Below are 18,906 nucleotides of genomic sequence, written 5' to 3'. Positions count from 1 at the left end.
TTTCCAGATTCGGAGCGTCGCTGAAAGCGTCGCTCGTACAAGTCAATGCCTGATGACCATAGCAAGTTGGTCCCACCCCTTCCCATCCCGAACAGGACCGTGAAACAACTCTGCGCCGATGATAGTGCTGCAACCAGTGTGAAAGTAGGTTATCGTCAGGCTAGTTATATTAAAAAGCCCCTTCCAATGATTTGGTCGGGGCTTTTTTTCGTCTAGAGATTTTGTCCCAACCGTTTGCCGAGGCATAGCAAGGTGAGCGTCGGCGGCAAACCCCACGGTTGTGGAATCACCGATGCATCGCAGACGTACAGATTGGCGGTGCTGGTTTGCAGCGTACTGTCCACGCCTTCGCCGATGCGCACGCTGCCGCCTGGATGCGCGGCGAAATGCCAGCTCTTGAATATCTTCCTGGCGCCGGCCGCACGCAATACGCCGCGCGCCATATCCACGCCGGCCACCAACTTGCGCCGGTCGGCTGGCGTCAACGTTTTGTCGACCCATCGCGGACCGATGCCACCACCGATATCGTCACGTATCTTGACCATCAATGTCAGCGTCTTCGCGTGCGCCATCAGCCGGTCCACACGTCCGACCTGTGCGGCAAAGGCCTGGTACATCGGCTTCGGCAGTGTCATGTCCGCCAATGCGATGCCCTCTTCCTGCAAGTACAGGCCGGACGCCATAGGCACCTCGGCGCCGCCGTCGATGTCGCCCACCTCGCCCATGACGGCGATCACCGGATCGCTGAAGAATGGACTGCTGGCTGGATGCAGACCTGAACGATGCAGCAGCCGCGGTGTGCCGATGCCGCCGGCGGCCAGAATCACATTCTCTGCAAACGCCAACTGCAAGGCGCCGTCCCGGCGATAGCGCACGCCGGTCGCCCGACCGCTTTCGACAACGATCTCTTCAACTTTAGCCTGGTCGATCAGTGTCGCGCCGAGCTGCTGCGCTTCGTCCAGGAAGTCGCGCGCGGTCCACTTGGCACCGAACGGACAGCCGTACACGCAACGCCAGCAACCGGTGCGACAAATCTGGGGCCGTATCATCTTGTCGAGTTTGCGCCATGCCAGCTGTTGCACTTCGGCGCCCAGTTGAATGCGACGGGCCATAGGCCCTATCAGCTCATCGGGCAAAGGCCCCATCCGCAGCTCGGCGCGCAATGCTTCCAGTGCAGGCGCGAGGTCGATGTCATGCGCCGCAAACATCGCCAGAGGTGGCGGCGCGGCAGTGGCAAAGTTGATCGTCGATGTACCGCCAGCTGCGATGCCGCTCACCAGCAGTGAAGCGTCGCGATGAATGAAGGCGCCCTTGCCAGGCACGGCGGCAATGCCGGCCATCTGCGACAGCGTTCCTTGCAGTGGCGAAGCGCTGCCTTGTTCCAGCACCAGTACACGCAACTGCCGGCGCGCCAGTTCCCGCGCGACGCTGGCGCCGCCCGGCCCGCTGCCAACGACGATGGCGTCATATTTCGGCGATGTTGAGGATGTCATGTCAGCCGCTGCGCTGTAGATTGAGTATGAAGGATACGCCATCGGCCAGGTTTTGCGCGACGATGGTGCCGCCCATTTTGGCCATGTAGGTCTTGGCGACAAACAGGCCCTGGCCACGATTGCCGTTGGCGCCGGATTCCGGCTGATCCGACACGCCGTATTCAAATATCTTGGCGATCATATCGAATGCAATCTGTGGGCCGCGATTGTGGATGGTGATCGTCGCGCCGGTGTCGCTGCCTTCCAACGTGATGGTGATCCCACTACCCGGCACACGATAGCGCTCGGCGTTGCGCAGCACATGAGTGACGACATCCTCCAGCGAGTACTCGTCGGCCCGCGCGATCAACGCTTGGGCCGCTCCCTGAAACACCACGTTGTGAATGCCAACGCATGAGGCATTCTCGGCGACTTTCTGCAGAAAGGCTGTCAAATCAATCTCCGTGACCTGGAGCTCGGAGGACTGGAACGCCTCGCTTGGCGATGCACGCCCGTACAGCACGCGGATCGCCTGCTGCATACGGGTGATGTAGCGATGGCTTTCGTCCTCAGGTCCGCCGTGCAGTACCATCAGCGACTGCAAGGGCGACATGATTTCGTGGCCAACCGCATGCCACATGTCGCGTTCCTGTTCGGCGCGGATGTTCTCGCGCTCGACATCTTCGCGCACCCGGCGCAGCAGATCGTGCAGGCCGGTCGCCAGTACCCCCAGCTCATCCTCGCCGCGCAGATCCGCCAGGTCGGCTTCGGAAAATCCGCGCGCGGCTTTCACCCGTTCACCCACATCGTCAGCGCGCTTGATCAGCACCTTGATGCGGCGGATGATACCGATTTCAATCACCAGCCAGGCCAGCATCAGCGCCGCCAGCATTGCGCCGACAAACCATACCAGCCGGCTGGCGACCACGCTCAGGCTTTTGCTGACGCTGCGGACATCTCCTTTGAGCAGAACCTCGTAGCTGCCGGCCGGCGTGGCGATGACTTCCTTTGCTTCCAGCGGCACGTCGTACGCGTCCACCGGCAGATGACGGATCAGCGTTGTCACAAAATGCCAGGACTGGTCTTCGGGATCGACCGCGCCGACCAGCAGAGGCAGTGCGGCGGCCGAGGATGCGCCATCTGTCAGGCGGCGGATTTGCAGGCTCTCGCCCGGCAGCAGCATGGACTTCAAGTCCTTCAGCGAGAACGGCGGCGTGCTCGGACCGGTGGCGCTGTCGAGCAACGGCGGACCTTCGCCCGGCGGCAGCATGGCGATGCGGACATCGATGCGGTCCAGGTCTTCGGGCGGCCAGACGGGGCGGCGTTTTTCGAACAGCGCATCCTGCAGCACGCCGACCGGCAATCGCAGCGAGAAGAAAGCGCTGCGCATGCAGGTCGGGTCCTCATCGGCAGCGGTTTGGTCGGTGCAGCGCGGATTCTGCCAGATCCAGCCGCGGAAATCCTTGACCGCCGGCGCCTTGGCCCGCGCCACATCGGCTGCGGCGAAGCCGGTCAAACGTCCGCGCATGCCGCCGAAACGGCGTCCGGGCGTTTGTGGTTCGGTGCTTTCCTCGAACGGCGCGATCCATTCGTAAGTTTGGCCGCGCAAGCTGACCTTGACCCTGACGCGGTGCGCCTGATCCACCACCTGATCGCCGCGCGTATGCGGCACCAGCCGTGCACCGTCGAATGTGCCGGCGACATAAATGAACCCTCCAGCCCATGGATTATTACCGATGCCGACGCACAGGGAACCGTTATTGCCGTATTGCGCAAGGCAGCCAGACATGGCCACGGCTTGCTGCACTTTTTGCAGGTCGTCGAAATCGAGCGCCGCAAACGGCAGCAGCAGCGGATGCAGCGCAGCGCCATTGGCCACCGGCTGCGGATTCAGCAACGCCAGCTGCCCGGTAGGATGGCGCAGCGTCGCCGCCACCTGCACGCGCGTCTTATGGAAGCTGCCTTGATAGTTTTTGTAACTGAGCTGTTTCTCCTGCTGGAGCACCGACAACGCCAAACCCACCGTCGCCGCCATCAGGAATACGAAGGCCGCGCGCAGCAGCAGCCGCAGGCGATAGGGGACGAGGCTGAGCCGGCGCCAGTTCACAGTCAGCGGCTTTCCGTGTCGGCCCAGCGGAAGCCGCGCATGGGGATGTTCTCGATGCAGGCGAAGCTGGGATCGATCTCGCGGAAGGCGTCGCGGATGGTGCTGACATGCTTGCGGATGTTGTCGCGATTACGGCCGCTCTTCACCACCTCGAACAACTCATCGTAGGACACCACTTGGCCACGCCGCGCAAACAGGGCCGCCAGGATGCGCTGTGCCGTCAGCGGCAGATTGATGCGGTGGCCGCGCCAGGTCGGCGTGCGCTGGCGCAGTGGGTCCATGCTCAGCTCATCGCTGGCGGCGACGGAGGCCGGCTCCGGCTTTTCCTTCACCGAGCGCAGGATTTCGAGGAAGGTTTCGATGAAGTCGGCTTCTTCGAAAGTCGCTTTCTGCAGATAGTCCCACGCGTCCAGCGCCTTCATGATGCTGCGGTAAATGGTGGCGGGCATGGCCGACACCACCAGCACCGGCGTGGCGTGCCGCTTGTTGATGGCGTTGATGATGGCGACGCCCGCATGGCGCTCGCGCCCCAGTTCGATGTCGAGCACCACCAGGTCGTAGCGTTCGCGCGCGATGGCCGCCTCGGCGTCGTCGCGACTGAACCACTGGTCGACCACGATGCCGGGCCGCGCCGATTCTATCCACGTCCGCAGCTGATTGCTGGTCGGCAGATCGTCCTCGATGACGGCGACTTTGGCCATGCTGTACTCCACTGACTGTCAATGCAGCGAGTATCCACGCTTTTACGGGAAAAGTCACAAATCGGCTGTGAGGATTTCTTCACGCGGGCGGAGGATAGCCGGACGGCGGCAGCGTTGATACTTCCGCCACATCCGGCGCACCATTCGTCTCAGGGATAGGCCCTGAACTTAAACAACCAGCAGAAGGTGAATATCATGGCAGAACGGATCAAACGGATGGTGCAGGCGGTGCGCGCGACTTTGAGCGGCGGCGCCGGCGCTATGGCAAACGGCATGCGCCGCAACGGCGCGATGCTGGTGGCGCTGGGCCTGGCCGGCGCCGCCGTCTATGGCCTGGTCACGCATCCGCCGATGGCCAAGGTGGCGACCGGCAGCCTGGGTATCCGCATCAATCAGTTGACCGGTTCCGCCATCACGGTGCGCGATGGCGCCGTCTTCATGGTGCCCGGCGTGCATGTGCTGCGTCAGGTGTCGCTGCGCGACCAGGTGTACCGCCCGGCCGGCAATGACAATGCACCCTTCCAGTCGGTCGAGGGACTGGCGTTGGGCGTGGATATGTCGGTGCGCTACGCGCTGGATGCGAACCGCGTGACAGCCATGGCGCAGTCGCTGCCGCCGGATATCAACGGCTCCATCGTCGAGCCGGCGGTGCAGGGCGTTATCTACAAGGTGTTCACCCGCTACACCGTGCGCGAGATCTTCTCGACCAAGCGCGCCGAGATCCAGCAGGCGATCGAGGCTGAGCTCAAGCCCAAGCTGGCGGCCGATGGCATTACCCTGCGCGGTATCACCATCGGTAAGATCACGCTGCCGGAAGAGTACCAGGCAGGCATGGAAAAGCTGCTGGCCGAAGAACTGGAAACCGAAAAAATGCGCTACACGCTGGAGCTGAAGGAGAAGCAAGTCAAGCAGACCGCGCTTGAAGCCGATGCGGACAAGATCCGCCGCGAAAAGGCCGCCGAAGCAGCCGGCAACGAACAGATAATCGCGGCCAGGGCGCAGGAGCAGGCGATGGCGCATGTGCTACCGTTCAAACAGAAGCAGATCGAGCAGCGCAAGCTGGAAGCGGAAGCGGAAAAAATGGCGCGCATCAAAACCTCGGAGGGCAATGCGCAGGCGCGCGTGATCGAAGCCGCAGGCGAAGCCGATTCGCGCCGCAAGCTGGCGGATGCGGAAGCCTATCGCCAGGAGCTGGTCGGCAAGGTGGCTGCCGCGCAGATGGAGCGCGAGGGCGATCTGATTACCCGCAATCCGCTGCTGATCCAGAAAACGATGGCGGACAAACTGTCGGACAAGGTGTCGGTCATTATCGCGCCGTCGCCGACCGATGGTGGCTTTATCGGCTCGGCCCTATTGGGCAGCCAGCATGGCAAGCAGCCGCGTATGGCGACAGTTGGCGGCGAAGCCGTGGACAGCGTCAAGGAAGGACAATAATCATGTCGATGATTGCAGCCGCCGCCATACTGGCGATTGTCACGCAGGACCAGGCCGCGCTGCGCGCAGCGCCCAAGGACACAGCCCAGCAGCAGGCCGTCCTGTGGCAGGGCGACAGCCTGGAGATACGCGGCGAGAAGCAGGACTTCTTGCAGGTCTACGATTATCGCCGTGAGCGCGCTGGTTACATACGTGCGTCGCAGGTGCGCAGGGTCTCCCTGGCACCGGCCGACGCGCCGGAGCTGCTGGCGGTGGCGCGCTTCTTGCGCGACTCGCCGGGTGCGGAATCGCTGGGCATCAGCTACGCGGCGGCTTATTTGAAGGCGGCGCCTGCGGCCGCGATCACGGCGGAGCCCTTCGATGCGCTGGGCACCATGGCCGACCGGTTGGCACGGCGTGCCTCTTCCAAGCAGAGCAAGCAAGGGGATATTACTATCGCCGCGCATCTGGAGGTGGTGGCTAACTACGGTGTCGGTATCCGCAGCTTTGAACGCGAAGGGCGCATGCAGCTGTGCTACGACGGCGAGGCTTTCAGGCGCGTACTGGCGATGCTGTCGGAGCCACAGCAGCGCGCGACGGCGGTGCTGGGACTGACGCGGCAGGAATGCGTCGACCCGGCCTTGCGTCCCGGTGCGCGTGTAGCGCTGGACGATTGGCGTGCCGAGGTGCTGGAGCGTGTCGACATGAAGGAACTGCCGCCCCATGTACGTAATCGCATTCATATGCGGCGCGCAGCCGTGTGGTCGTCGGTGGCGTTTGCGCGGGCGCGCAAGGGTGAACAAGCATCGCCAGCCGCGCAGCGTGCGCTGGATGAACTGGGCATGGTGGATCCGGTGGAATTGACCGAGGACGACGCTGCGGCCTTTGCCGAAGCAGGCGTGCGCGCAGGCAGCGTGCGCTGGGCTGCCGAAGGACAGGCGGTATCGGTACCGCCGGCGGGCTTGCGCGTGCTGGCGATGGCCGGGCAGCCGGGCGAAACCTGCGTTGCGCTGGTCGATGCCAAACACGATCAGCAGCATGCGCTGGCCCGTCGTTGCAGCTACGGCGTTGTGTGGCCGGCGTCGGCGCGCGTCAATGCACAGGGTACGGCGTTGTCGCTGGCGGTACAGCCGATGGATGGCTGGCGCGAGATGTGGCTGTTCCACCAGACCAGCGCCGGCTGGCTGGTCGACGTGCTGCCGCCGGCGGCGACCGATCCCGATATCGGCTACGCCGAGTTTGCCGGCTGGGTGCCGGGCTCGCAGAACATGCTGGTGGCGCGGGAGGCCCGTGTCGACGGCAAGTTCAAGCGCAGCTTCGAACTGGTGGAGATCAACACGCTGGCGACGCTGAAGACTGCAGATAAGCCGTCGTCGCTCAGCATGTTCTATCGCTGGCAGGACCCGGCCTGGAAACGCCAGACCGTCAGCCTGCGTTAGAACTGATACCTGGCGCTGGCGCCCAGCAGCCAGTTGCGTCCCGGCGCCGCTTCGTAATAACGTTTGTTGGCGTCGCCGACGATCAGTGAGCCGATGTACTGCTTGTCCAGCAGGTTATTCAAGCGCGCAAACTGCTTGAAGCGCCAGCCTCGCCACTGCTGGCTGGCGCTGACGCGCGCATTGAGCACGCCGTAGCCTGGCGCCGCCTGATCGGCGTTGGCGTCCTCCGCGTAGATTCTGCTGCTGGCGACCGCTTCCAATGCGGCGCCGTAGCGATCACCCGTGTCTTTCCATGCCAGCTCGCCGTATGCGTTGGCGTTGGGGACGCCGGGCAGTCGGCTGCCTTCCGCCACTGCGCCATAGCTTGTGTCGTAGATCGCCCGCAAAGTGGTGAGTGCCAGCCGGGTGCTCAGGCCATTGCTCCATGATGAATCGAACGACAATTCCATTCCCTGGCGCAGCGTACTGCCGGCATTGCGATAGCTGGTGCGGCCGCCGCTGCTGGTGTCGACAACCAGTTCATCGCTGGTGCGGACCTGGAACAGGGCGGCGTTGATGCGGGTGCGCTCGTCCAGGCGGGCCTTGATGCCGGTCTCCAGATGGGTGCTTTGCGCCGCCTGGAGGCCAAAGTTGAAGCCGCCGCCAGCGCCGGAATAAAACAGCTCGTTCAGCGTCGGCGTTTCGAAACCGCGCGCGGCGCTGGCGTACAAGTTGAGTGCCGGCGACCAGTGGTACAACACACCGAGCACCGGCGTGGTGTGGCTGTAATCGAGACGGCCGCTGTCATTGCCGTTGCCGAGGAAGTGGTCGTCGACCGAGAATCTGACGCTGCTATGGCGCAGGCCCGCGCTCAGCATCCATGCCCCGGATTGCCATTCGGCCTGCAGGTAGGGATCAAGGTTGGATACCTTGTCGCTTTCATCGCGCCGCAGCGCGCCTTTTACACCGAACTGCGTGCCGATGAAGTTCTCAAAGCCCTTGCGGCCGTCGGTGGAGCGGCCATATTCCACGCCCATCGTGGTACTTAGCTTGCCGCCAGCAAGTCGGCTGACGTGCAGCCAGTTCATATCCGCGCCCTGGAAGTCGCGGTCGAAATCGACCACTCCGCCGGAGTGCGTCAACGGCGCTTGGAAAGCCTTGGAAAACGCCTGGTACTGGACCACTTGCCGGTTGCCGCCGTAAGCGGTCAGGCGCAGGCTGTCGTCGCCGAAGCGCTGTTCCCAGCTGGCGCCGATCTGCTGGTGGTCTATGCTTTTGCGGGTGTTGTAGCGGTCGGCCAGCGTGCGCTTCGGCGTCTGGGGATCGGCGGCGTCGATTTCTCCGGCGCGTGGATCGCGCCGATAGCTGGTCCAGGTCACGCCCAGTGGATCCTGCGTATCGTCCTGGCGTAGTGCGTTGGCGACGATGGCCAGCTTGGCACCGGCCATGGGGGCCAGCGTCAGCTTGGCGAAGGCCTGCTCGCGGGTGGCGGCGCTGTGGGCGCGGTAGCCATCGGTTTCGAAGCGCGACGCGTCCAGCACGTAGCCGATGCCCGCCTGCTTGCCTTGTGCGTTGACGTCGGCCTTGCGGCTGCCGTAGCTGCCGGTTGTCAGGCTGGCTTCCACCGTAGGCGCGCCATCGCCGTCGCGGGTGAACAGCTGAATGACGCCACCGGAGTGATTGCCGTAGATCGCGGAGAACGGTCCGCGCAGCACTTCGATGCGTTCGGCGATGTCGAGATTGAAGGTGGCGGCCTGGCCTTGGCCGTCCGGCATGCTGGTCGGGATGCCGTCAGCGATCAGCCGCACACCGCGCACGCCGAAGGCGGAGCGGGCGCCAAAGCCGCGCGAAGAGATTTGCAGATCCTGCGCATAGTTCTGCCGGTTCTGGGCCACCAGACCAGGCACCGCCGCCAACGCCTCGGATACGTTGACGCCTGGCTGACTTGCATGCATGCGGTCGGCGTCGACGACGTCGATCGCGGCGGGCATTTCGAAGACAGCGTGGCCAACGCGGGTGGCGCTGACGACGACCACCTCGGGCGCCTCATCGGCCGCTGCCAGCGTGGCGGCACCGGCCAGGTACAGCGCGGCGGCTGCGTGGTGTTGAAAAGAGCGATGCTTCATGTGTTCTCCAGTCGTGCAGACAGCAATATACCGTGCCACGCGAAGGCCGTACTGTACTTCAGGACCAGACACCTGTGTCAAAAGTGAACAGTTGTCACAGCCGGGGAAGGCGTGAAGCGCGGTTTTCCCCGGCATTGCGGCTGGCACGATGCTTGCGAAAAGAACGTGGCGTACTACTCCGCCGCACCGCGCGGCTTATAACCACAGCAGAAAGAGGATGACATGAATCTTGCAGACATCAGCAAACTGGGCGTCGCCAATCCCTTCAAGCAGCGCTACGACAATTACATCGGCGGTAAATTCGTCGCGCCGGTCAAGGGCGAATACTTTGGTAACGTCACGCCGATCACCGGTCAGGTATTTTGCGAAGTGGCGCGCTCCACGGCCGAAGACATCGAGCTGGCGCTGGACGCCGCTCACGCCGCCAAGGATGCCTGGGGCAAGACCTCGCAAACCGAGCGCGCCAACATCCTGAATAAAATCGCCGACCGCATGGAAGCGAACCTGGCGCTGATCGCCACCGCCGAGACCATCGACAACGGCAAGCCTATCCGCGAAACCACGGCCGCCGACATCCCGCTGGCGATTGACCACTTCCGCTACTTCGCCGGCTGTATCCGCGCGCAGGAAGGTTCGGTTGCGCAGATCGACGCCGAGACCTACGCCTATCACTTCCACGAGCCGTTGGGCGTGGTCGGCCAGATCATCCCGTGGAACTTCCCTATCCTGATGGCGGTATGGAAGCTGGCGCCGGCACTGGCCGCCGGTAACTGCGTGGTGCTGAAACCCGCCGAGCAGACGCCGGCGTCGATCATGGTGTTGATAGAGCTGATCGCTGACCTTCTGCCGCCCGGCGTATTGAACGTGGTGAACGGCTTTGGCCTGGAAGCAGGCAAGCCGCTAGCCTCCAACAAGCGTATCGCGAAGATCGCTTTCACCGGCGAGACGGGCACCGGTCGCCTGATCATGCAATACGCGGCGCAGAACCTGATTCCGGTGACGCTGGAACTGGGCGGCAAATCGCCGAACATCTTCTTCGCGGACGTGATGGATGCAGACGACGCCTTCTTCGACAAGTGCCTGGAAGGCTTTGCGATGTTCGCGCTGAACCAGGGCGAGGTATGCACCTGCCCATCGCGTGTGCTGATCCAGGAATCGATTTACGAGAAGTTCATCGAACGCGCGCTGGCCCGCGTGGCCGCGATCAAGCAGGGCAACCCGTTGGATGCCAGCACCATGCTGGGTGCGCAGGCTTCGCAGGAGCAGCTGGAAAAAATCCTGTCGTATATCGACATCGGCAAACAGGAGGGCGCGGAACTGCTGGCCGGCGGCGCGCGCAATGTCCAGGCGGGAGACATGAAGGACGGCTACTACGTGCGTCCGACCGTGTTCAAGGGCGATAACAAGATGCGCATCTTCCAGGAAGAGATCTTCGGGCCGGTGGTGTCGGTGACGACTTTCAAGGATGAAGCGGACGCGCTGCGCATCGCCAACGATACGCTGTACGGTTTGGGTGCTGGTCTCTGGACCCGCGACGGCTCGCGCGCTTTCCGTGTCGGCCGCGCGATCCAGGCTGGCCGCGTCTGGACCAATTGCTATCACCTGTATCCGGCGCACGCGGCGTTCGGTGGCTACAAGCAGTCGGGCATCGGCCGCGAGAACCACAAGATGATGCTGGACCACTATCAGCAGACCAAGAACCTGCTGGTCAGCTATAACCCCAACGCCATGGGCTTCTTCTAGCCATGAGCCACATCATCGCCCGTGTTATGGCCACGCCTGCGGCGCTCGAGTTGATCGCCGCGCTGCGTAGCCGTCACGGGCCGCTGATGTTCTTCCAGTCCGGCGGCTGCTGCGACGGCAGCACGCCGATGTGCTATCCGGTGGGAGAGTTCAACATCAGCGATACCGATGTCTATCTCGGCAATCTGGATGGGGCGCCGTTCTACATGGGCTGCGAACAGTTCGAGTATTGGGAGCATACGCAGTTGATCATCGACGTCGTCGTCGGCAACGGCGGCATGTTCTCGCTCGATAACGGCACGGGCAGGCGCTTCCTGACCCGCTCGCGCCTGTTCACCGACGATGAAATGGCCGTGTTGAAGCAGTCGGCCTAGCTATTTCAGGTTGGGCACCTTGCGGTAGATGGTGTTACGTGACACACCGAGGGCGCGCGCGGTGGCGGAGACATTGCCGCCGTGCGCCGCCAGCGATTTCAAGATCGCCGACTGCTCCATCTCTTCCAGATTGGTGCCGCTGGCGATCGTCTCTTCCTGCGCCGGCGTTTGTTCCATATCGTCGAGGAAGTCGTCCGGCATGTGGGACAGGCAGATCTCGTGCTCGTCGCCTGCCATCACGATGGCCGTGCGCAGCAGATTGGTCAGCTGGCGGAAATTGCCAGGCCAGCGATGGCGCCGGAACAGCATGAGCAATTCCTGCGAGACGTAATAGCGGCCGTTGTTCGATTCGGTCGCCAGGATTTTCTTGACCACGGTCTCAAGGTCGCTGCGTTCGCGCAGCGGCGGCAGCTTCACCACCAGTCCATTCAAACGGTAATACAAATCCTCGCGGAACAGCCCCTGTGCGATGCGGTTGCGCAGATTATGGTTGGTCGCGCAGATCAGCTCCACGTTCACTGGTATGGATTTGTCGCTGCCCAGTGGCGTCACCATGCGTTCCTGCAGCACCCGCAGCAGGCGCGCCTGCAGGCTGAATGGCATGTCGCCGATCTCGTCGAGGAACAGCGTGCCGCCGTTCGCCTGCAGGATCTTGCCGACCGCGCCTTTCTTGCGGGCGCCGGTGAAGGCGCCGTCTTCATAGCCAAACAATTCGGATTCGATCAGCGTCTCGGGTATCGAGGCGCAGTTGACAGCCACAAAGGGATTCATGGCGCGCGGCGAATCGCTGTGTATCGCTTGCGCCAGCAGTTCCTTGCCGGTGCCGGTTTCGCCCATGATCATGATAGGGATGTCGTGTCCCAATACGCGGGTGACTTTATCGATCACCAGTTCCAGCTGCGGATCGCCAGTGCGCAGGTAGCGCAGGCCGGACAGGCGGCGCTTTGCCGCAGCCGCCTGGTTGGCGGCGACGGCGCTGGTGCGTTCGGGCGTCAGCGATTGCTGGAACACGCTGTTGGCGAGCCGCAGTTGCGCGCGGCCAGCCACGCGCACGCCGCTATGCATGCATAGGTTCAGCAAGCCAGGGGATGCCGCGCGATAGTGCTCATACAGCGCGGACACCGGCAATCCAAACAGGGAGCTGAATGTGTGCGATTGCAGCTCCCTGTACGACAGTCCCAGCTGGAACAGGCCATTGCGATTGGCGGCCAGGAAGCGGCCACCGGGCGAGAAGGATGCGATACCTTCCATCAGCGTGCCGATAAACTCAGGCCGCGCATGGAAGTGCAGCGTGATCGCATCCTCGAAGGTGGAGGAGAATAGCTGATTCTCGATCATCAGCGCCGACATGCGCACCAGCGCCATGGTGTGCTTGTGGAAGCTGCGCTGGTCGCCGGAGACATCCAGCACGCCGATGACGTTCCCGAGATGGTCGGCGATCGGTGCGGCGGAGCAGGTCAGGAAGTGGTTGGCGGTCAGGTAGTGCTGGTCGGCGTGGACCAGCACCGCTGCCTGTTCCGCAATCGCGGTGCCGATCGCGTTGGTGCCCTTGCTTTGTTCAGACCAGGCGGCGCCGGGGCTTAGGGCGACGCGGCTGGCTTTCTCCAGGAAGTCGTCGTCGCCGAGGGAATGAACGATCACGCCATTCGCATCAGTGAGCAGAACCATGTTGTGGGTGTTGACGATTTGCTGATACAGCGTCTCCATTGCCGGCACGGCGTGCGTGTGCAGCAGGCGGTTCTGCTCCAGCAGTAGCGACAGGTCGGTTTTCGGCAGCGGGCCGACGTCGACAGAGGAGTCGGGGCGCAGCCCATACTTCTGCGATCGCTGATGCGAGGTTTCGATAATCAGTGGCATGCTGTCTTCCCATGCCGTGGTGCGATGTGGCGCGGTCTGGCGTTCCATATTGTCTCCGGCTGGCCGTTATCGGCTCTGTCGCCTAATGTAGCGCAAACGAAGCGCGAGTGGAAAATAAACCTTGGCAGTTTCGCCCAGCCTTTGCTATAGTTCGCCTCCCCGCAAAACGGTGCATGCAAATGCACTGTTGAAGTGGGAAGTTTTTTAGTGAGATGGAACCACACTAAAAAAAACAGGCTTGACGAGATAAACGAAACACTTCATAATCTTGCCTCTTCGCTGATGAACACAACGCTTCTTCAGTAAGCAGTACCGAATAAGTTCTTTAAAAATTAACAGTCGATAAGTGTGGACGTTTGATGAAAGTGCACACGCTGCTTCGGTAGCGTGAAACTTAAAATATCAAATGTTCACAAGAAGTAATGAAATAGGCGCTATGAAAATAGTGGCCTGTCAGTATTTTGAGTGAGCGACCCGTCAGCAATGACGGTGACACGCAAGTGTCAAATAAACAGAGATTAAACTGAAGAGTTTGATCCTGGCTCAGATTGAACGCTGGCGGCATGCCTTACACATGCAAGTCGAACGGCAGCGCGGGGCAACCTGGCGGCGAGTGGCGAACGGGTGAGTAATATATCGGAACGTACCCTGGAGTGGGGGATAACGTAGCGAAAGTTACGCTAATACCGCATACGATCTAAGGATGAAAGCAGGGGACCGCAAGGCCTTGTGCTCCTGGAGCGGCCGATATCTGATTAGCTAGTTGGTAGGGTAAAAGCCTACCAAGGCATCGATCAGTAGCTGGTCTGAGAGGACGACCAGCCACACTGGAACTGAGACACGGTCCAGACTCCTACGGGAGGCAGCAGTGGGGAATTTTGGACAATGGGCGCAAGCCTGATCCAGCAATGCCGCGTGAGTGAAGAAGGCCTTCGGGTTGTAAAGCTCTTTTGTCAGGGAAGAAACGGTGGGGGCTAATATCCCTTGCTAATGACGGTACCTGAAGAATAAGCACCGGCTAACTACGTGCCAGCAGCCGCGGTAATACGTAGGGTGCAAGCGTTAATCGGAATTACTGGGCGTAAAGCGTGCGCAGGCGGTTTTGTAAGTCTGTCGTGAAATCCCCGGGCTCAACCTGGGAATGGCGATGGAGACTGCAAGGCTAGAGTTTGGCAGAGGGGGGTAGAATTCCACGTGTAGCAGTGAAATGCGTAGATATGTGGAGGAACACCGATGGCGAAGGCAGCCCCCTGGGTCAAAACTGACGCTCATGCACGAAAGCGTGGGGAGCAAACAGGATTAGATACCCTGGTAGTCCACGCCCTAAACGATGTCTACTAGTTGTCGGGTCTTAATTGACTTGGTAACGCAGCTAACGCGTGAAGTAGACCGCCTGGGGAGTACGGTCGCAAGATTAAAACTCAAAGGAATTGACGGGGACCCGCACAAGCGGTGGATGATGTGGATTAATTCGATGCAACGCGAAAAACCTTACCTACCCTTGACATGGCTGGAATCCCTGAGAGATTGGGGAGTGCTCGAAAGAGAACCAGTACACAGGTGCTGCATGGCTGTCGTCAGCTCGTGTCGTGAGATGTTGGGTTAAGTCCCGCAACGAGCGCAACCCTTGTCATTAGTTGCTACGAAAGGGCACTCTAATGAGACTGCCGGTGACAAACCGGAGGAAGGTGGGGATGACGTCAAGTCCTCATGGCCCTTATGGGTAGGGCTTCACACGTCATACAATGGTACATACAGAGGGCCGCCAACCCGCGAGGGGGAGCTAATCCCAGAAAGTGTATCGTAGTCCGGATTGTAGTCTGCAACTCGACTGCATGAAGTTGGAATCGCTAGTAATCGCGGATCAGCATGTCGCGGTGAATACGTTCCCGGGTCTTGTACACACCGCCCGTCACACCATGGGAGCGGGTTTTACCAGAAGTAGGTAGCTTAACCGCAAGGAGGGCGCTTACCACGGTAGGATTCGTGACTGGGGTGAAGTCGTAACAAGGTAGCCGTATCGGAAGGTGCGGCTGGATCACCTCCTTTCTAGAGTAGCACTGGTCTTCGGACTACTCATCAAGCGTTCACACTTATCGACTGTCAATATTAAAGAACAGCATTTGGGGCTGTAGCTCAGCTGGTTAGAGCACCGTGTTGATAACGCGGGGGTCGTTGGTTCGAGTCCAACCAGCCCTACCAGTTTCTGCCTGTAGTAAATCTCAGGGGGATTAGCTCAGCTGGGAGAGCACCTGCTTTGCAAGCAGGGGGTCGTCGGTTCGATCCCGTCATCCTCCACCAAGAGTTCAAATGTAAGGGTAAGCCTTTAGATTTGATCTTTTAGAGATCAAGTGCTGTACGTTCTTTAACAATCTGGAAGAAGTAAGTAAATTTTTATGTACCCATGCGGGGAACTGCGTGGGTGGGTAATGATTGTATGTATCAACAAACGCAACAACGTAGTACTTCTTATTCCTATAAACGCTCCTTGTTTAGTCGCAGGGGCTAACGTTATAGGGACAAGTGAATAAGTGCACATGGTGGATGCCTTGGCGATTACAGGCGATGAAGGACGTAGTAGCTTGCGATAAGCTGCGGGGAGCTAGCAAACAAGCTTTGATCCGCAGATTTCCGAATGGGGAAACCCGGCCTTTTAGGTCATTGCATACTGAATACATAGGTATGCAAAGCGAACGCGGCGAACTGAAACATCTAAGTAGCTGCAGGAAAAGAAATCAACCGAGATTCCCAAAGTAGTGGCGAGCGAAATGGGATGAGCCTGCACGTTTTAGCATGACGCATAACAGAATCCACTGGAAATTGGAGCCATAGCGGGTGATAGCCCCGTATGTGAAATGCGATGTGTGGAACTAAGCGTGCGACAAGTAGGGCGGGACACGAGAAATCCTGTCTGAATATGGGGGGACCATCCTCCAAGGCTAAATACTCGTAATCGACCGATAGTGAACCAGTACCGTGAGGGAAAGGCGAAAAGAACCCCGGGAGGGGAGTGAAATAGATCCTGAAACCGTGTGCATACAAACAGTAGGAGCGGACTTGTTCCGTGACTGCGTACCTTTTGTATAATGGGTCAGCGACTTACATTCAGTGGCAAGGTTAACCAGATCGGGAAGCCGTAGAGAAATCGAGTCCGAACAGGGCGATAGTCGCTGGGTGTAGACCCGAAACCAAGTGATCTACTCATGGCCAGGATGAAGGTGCGGTAACACGCACTGGAGGTCCGAACCCACTAATGTTGAAAAATTAGGGGATGAGCTGTGGGTAGGGGTGAAAGGCTAAACAAACTTGGAAATAGCTGGTTCTCTCCGAAAACTATTTAGGTAGTGCCTCAAGTATCACCATCGGGGGTAGAGCACTGTTATGGCTAGGGGGTCATCGCGACTTACCAAACCATTGCAAACTCCGAATACCGATGAGTGCGAGCTTGGGAGACAGACGTCGGGTGCTAACGTCCGGCGTCAAGAGGGAAACAACCCAGACCGCCAGCTAAGGTCCCAAAGATTGGCTAAGTGGAAAACGAAGTGGGAAGGCTAAAACAGTCAGGATGTTGGCTTAGAAGCAGCCATCATTTAAAGAAAGCGTAATAGCTCACTGATCGAGTCGTCCTGCGCGGAAGATGTAACGGGGCTAAGCCAGTCACCGAAGCTGCGGATATCTAGCAGTAAGCATATGGTAGGAGAGCGTTCTGTAAGCCTGCGAAGGTGTCTTGTAAAGGATGCTGGAGGTATCAGAAGTGCGAATGCTGACATGAGTAGCGATAATGGGGGTGAAAAGCCCCCACGCCGTAAGCCCAAGGTTTCCTGTTCAACGTTCATCGGAGCAGGGTGAGTCGGCCCCTAAGGCGAGGCAGAGATGCGTAGCTGATGGGAAGCAGGTTAATATTCCTGCACCGTCGTATGATGCGATGGGGGGACGGATCGCGGAAGGTTGTCTGACTGTTGGAATAGTCAGTTTCTGGTTCATAGAAGGTGCTTAGGCAAATCCGGGCACGTAATTCAAGGGACTGGGACGAGGCACTTAGGTGCTGAAGCAATCGGAAGTGGTTCCAAGAAAAGCCTCTAAGCTTCAGTCATACGAGACCGTACCGCAAACCGACACAGGTGGGCGAGATGAGTATTCTAAGGCGCTTGAGAGAACTCGGGAGAAGGAACTCGGCAAATTGGTACCGTAACTTCGGGAAAAGGTACGCCCTTGTAGCTTGGCTGATTTACTTCAGTAGGGCGAACGGGTTGCAATAAACTGGTGGCTGCGACTGTTTAATAAAAACACAGCACTCTGCAAACACGAAAGTGGACGTATAGGGTGTGACGCCTGCCCGGTGCTGGAAGATTAAATGATGGGGTGCAAGCTCTTGATTGAAGTCCCAGTAAACGGCGGCCGTAACTATAACGGTCCTAAGGTAGCGAAATTCCTTGTCGGGTAAGTTCCGACCTGCACGAATGGCGTAACGATGGCCACACTGTCTCCTCCCGAGACTCAGCGAAGTTGAAGTGTTTGTGATGATGCAATCTACCCGCGGCTAGACGGAAAGACCCCATGAACCTTTACTGTAGCTTTGCATTGGACTTTGAATCAATCTGTGTAGGATAGGTGGGAGGCTTTGAAGCGGGGACGCCAGTTCTCGTGGAGCCATCCTTGAAATACCACCCTGGTTCATTTGAGGTTCTAACCTTGGCCCGTTATCCGGGTCGGGGACAGTGCATGGTAGGCAGTTTGACTGGGGCGGTCTCCTCCTAAAGTGTAACGGAGGAGTTCGAAGGTACGCTAGTTACGGTCGGACATCGTGACGATAGTGCAATGGCATAAGCGTGCTTAACTGCGAGACTGACAAGTCGAGCAGGTACGAAAGTAGGACATAGTGATCCGGTGGTTCTGTATGGAAGGGCCATCGCTCAACGGATAAAAGGTACTCTGGGGATAACAGGCTGATTCCTCCCAAGAGTTCATATCGACGGGGGAGTTTGGCACCTCGATGTCGGCTCATCACATCCTGGGGCTGTAGCCGGTCCCAAGGGTATGGCTGTTCGCCATTTAAAGTGGTACGTGAGCTGGGTTTAAAACGTCGTGAGACAGTTTGGTCCCTATCTGCCGTGGGCGTTGGAAATTTGAAGGGGGCTGCTCCTAGTACGAGAGGACCGGAGTGGACAGACCTCTGGTGTACCGGTTGTCACGCCAGTGGCATTGCCGGGTAGCTAAGTCTGGAAGAGATAACCGCTGAAAGCATCTAAGCGGGAAACTTGCCTTAAGATGAGATTTCCCAGAGCCTTGAGCTCTTTGAAGGGTCGTTCGAGACCAGGACGTTGATAGGTCAGGTGTGGAAGTGCAGTAATGCATTAAGCTAACTGATACTAATTGCCCGTACGGCTTGTCCCTATAACCTTAGCAGGTTATGGTGAATGAGAAGTGCGTTGTAACGTTCGTTGATATAACTTCATTACCCCATTACTTACTGATTCCAGATTCGGAGCGTCGCTGAAAGCGTCGCTCGTACAAGTCAATGCCTGATGACCATAGCAAGTTGGTCCCACCCCTTCCCATCCCGAACAGGACCGTGAAACAACTCTGCGCCGATGATAGTGCTGCAACCAGTGTGAAAGTAGGTTATCGTCAGGCTAGTTATATAAAGAAGCCCCACCAAGTGATCTTGGTGGGGCTTTTTTGCGTTTGGAGTGCG

Annotated in this window: 9 protein-coding genes, 2 tRNA genes and 4 rRNA genes; 10 read left to right on the top strand and 5 right to left on the bottom strand. The window is 59.4% G+C overall.

Translation table 11 applies throughout. The annotated features are described in order from the left end of the window. Positions 1-48 precede the first annotated feature (48 nt). Positions 49-161: ribosomal RNA gene (rrf, locus tag ACEN9O_RS05205) — 5S ribosomal RNA — on the top strand. A gap of 51 nt (positions 162-212) precedes the next feature. On the opposite strand, the gene ACEN9O_RS05200 is transcribed toward rrf (ACEN9O_RS05205), so the two are convergent. Genes ACEN9O_RS05200 through ACEN9O_RS05190 form a run of 3 tightly spaced genes read right to left on the bottom strand, consistent with a single transcriptional unit; the run spans position 213 to position 4,280 of the window. After that, positions 213-1,493: a GMC family oxidoreductase N-terminal domain-containing protein gene (locus tag ACEN9O_RS05200; protein ID WP_495616567.1), complete on the bottom strand. Its 1,281-nt coding sequence runs from the start codon at positions 1,491-1,493 to the stop codon at positions 213-215. 1 nt (position 1,494) lies between these two features. Further along, entirely contained in the window at positions 1,495-3,579 is a 2,085-nt protein-coding gene (locus ACEN9O_RS05195) for a sensor histidine kinase (RefSeq protein WP_495616566.1), read from the bottom strand. 2 nt (positions 3,580-3,581) lie between these two features. Beyond that, complete coding sequence (locus ACEN9O_RS05190; RefSeq protein ID WP_495616565.1) at positions 3,582-4,280, bottom strand: response regulator transcription factor; 699 nt, start codon at positions 4,278-4,280, stop codon at positions 3,582-3,584. A 195-nt stretch (positions 4,281-4,475) separates the two neighbouring features. On the opposite strand from ACEN9O_RS05190, the gene ACEN9O_RS05185 reads away from it, so the two are divergent. Both ACEN9O_RS05185 and ACEN9O_RS05180 read left to right on the top strand, forming a co-directional pair. After that, the gene (locus ACEN9O_RS05185) at positions 4,476-5,714 is read left to right on the top strand and encodes a prohibitin family protein (RefSeq protein WP_495616564.1); all 1,239 of its coding nucleotides are present in this window, start codon (positions 4,476-4,478) and stop codon (positions 5,712-5,714) included. 2 nt (positions 5,715-5,716) lie between these two features. After that, complete coding sequence (locus ACEN9O_RS05180; protein WP_495616563.1) at positions 5,717-7,132, top strand: SH3 domain-containing protein; 1,416 nt, start codon at positions 5,717-5,719, stop codon at positions 7,130-7,132. Here ACEN9O_RS05180 and ACEN9O_RS05175 read toward each other — a convergent pair. Beyond that, the gene (locus tag ACEN9O_RS05175) at positions 7,129-9,237 is read right to left on the bottom strand and encodes a TonB-dependent receptor family protein (protein WP_495616562.1); all 2,109 of its coding nucleotides are present in this window, start codon (positions 9,235-9,237) and stop codon (positions 7,129-7,131) included. The two genes, ACEN9O_RS05180 and ACEN9O_RS05175, sit on opposite strands and share 4 nt — an antisense overlap. A 222-nt stretch (positions 9,238-9,459) precedes the next feature. Here ACEN9O_RS05175 and adh point away from each other — a divergent pair, with 222 nt between their 5' ends. After that, complete coding sequence (gene adh, locus ACEN9O_RS05170; RefSeq protein WP_495616561.1) at positions 9,460-10,980, top strand: aldehyde dehydrogenase; 1,521 nt, start codon at positions 9,460-9,462, stop codon at positions 10,978-10,980. Positions 10,981-10,982: 2 nt separating this feature from the next. Further along, positions 10,983-11,354, top strand: coding sequence for a DUF779 domain-containing protein (locus tag ACEN9O_RS05165; protein ID WP_495616560.1), 372 nt, complete (start codon positions 10,983-10,985; stop codon positions 11,352-11,354). Here the strand turns inward: ACEN9O_RS05165 and ACEN9O_RS05160 are convergent, their stop codons facing one another. Then, positions 11,355-13,259 carry a sigma-54-dependent Fis family transcriptional regulator gene (locus ACEN9O_RS05160; RefSeq protein WP_495616559.1) on the bottom strand — a complete coding sequence of 635 codons (1,905 nt, stop codon included), beginning with the start codon at positions 13,257-13,259 and terminating at the stop codon, positions 11,355-11,357. 472 nt (positions 13,260-13,731) lie between these two features. Between ACEN9O_RS05160 and ACEN9O_RS05155 the strand changes: the two genes are divergently transcribed. From ACEN9O_RS05155 to rrf (ACEN9O_RS05135), 5 genes are all read left to right on the top strand, one after another. Continuing rightward, positions 13,732-15,260, top strand: a 16S ribosomal RNA gene (locus ACEN9O_RS05155). Between the two features lie 76 nt (positions 15,261-15,336). Continuing rightward, positions 15,337-15,413, top strand: a tRNA-Ile gene (locus ACEN9O_RS05150). Positions 15,414-15,436: 23 nt separating this feature from the next. After that, positions 15,437-15,512 (top strand) — tRNA-Ala (locus tag ACEN9O_RS05145). A 216-nt stretch (positions 15,513-15,728) separates the two neighbouring features. Further along, positions 15,729-18,605 (top strand): 23S ribosomal RNA (locus ACEN9O_RS05140). 127 nt (positions 18,606-18,732) lie between these two features. After that, positions 18,733-18,845 (top strand): 5S ribosomal RNA (rrf, locus tag ACEN9O_RS05135). Together the 16S, 23S and 5S rRNA genes with 2 tRNA genes alongside form the textbook arrangement of a ribosomal RNA operon. The last annotated feature ends 61 nt before the right edge of the window (positions 18,846-18,906 follow it).

This window comes from Duganella sp. Dugasp78 (genome assembly GCF_059491455.1).
This window is presented reverse-complemented; position numbering and strand designations above follow the sequence as displayed.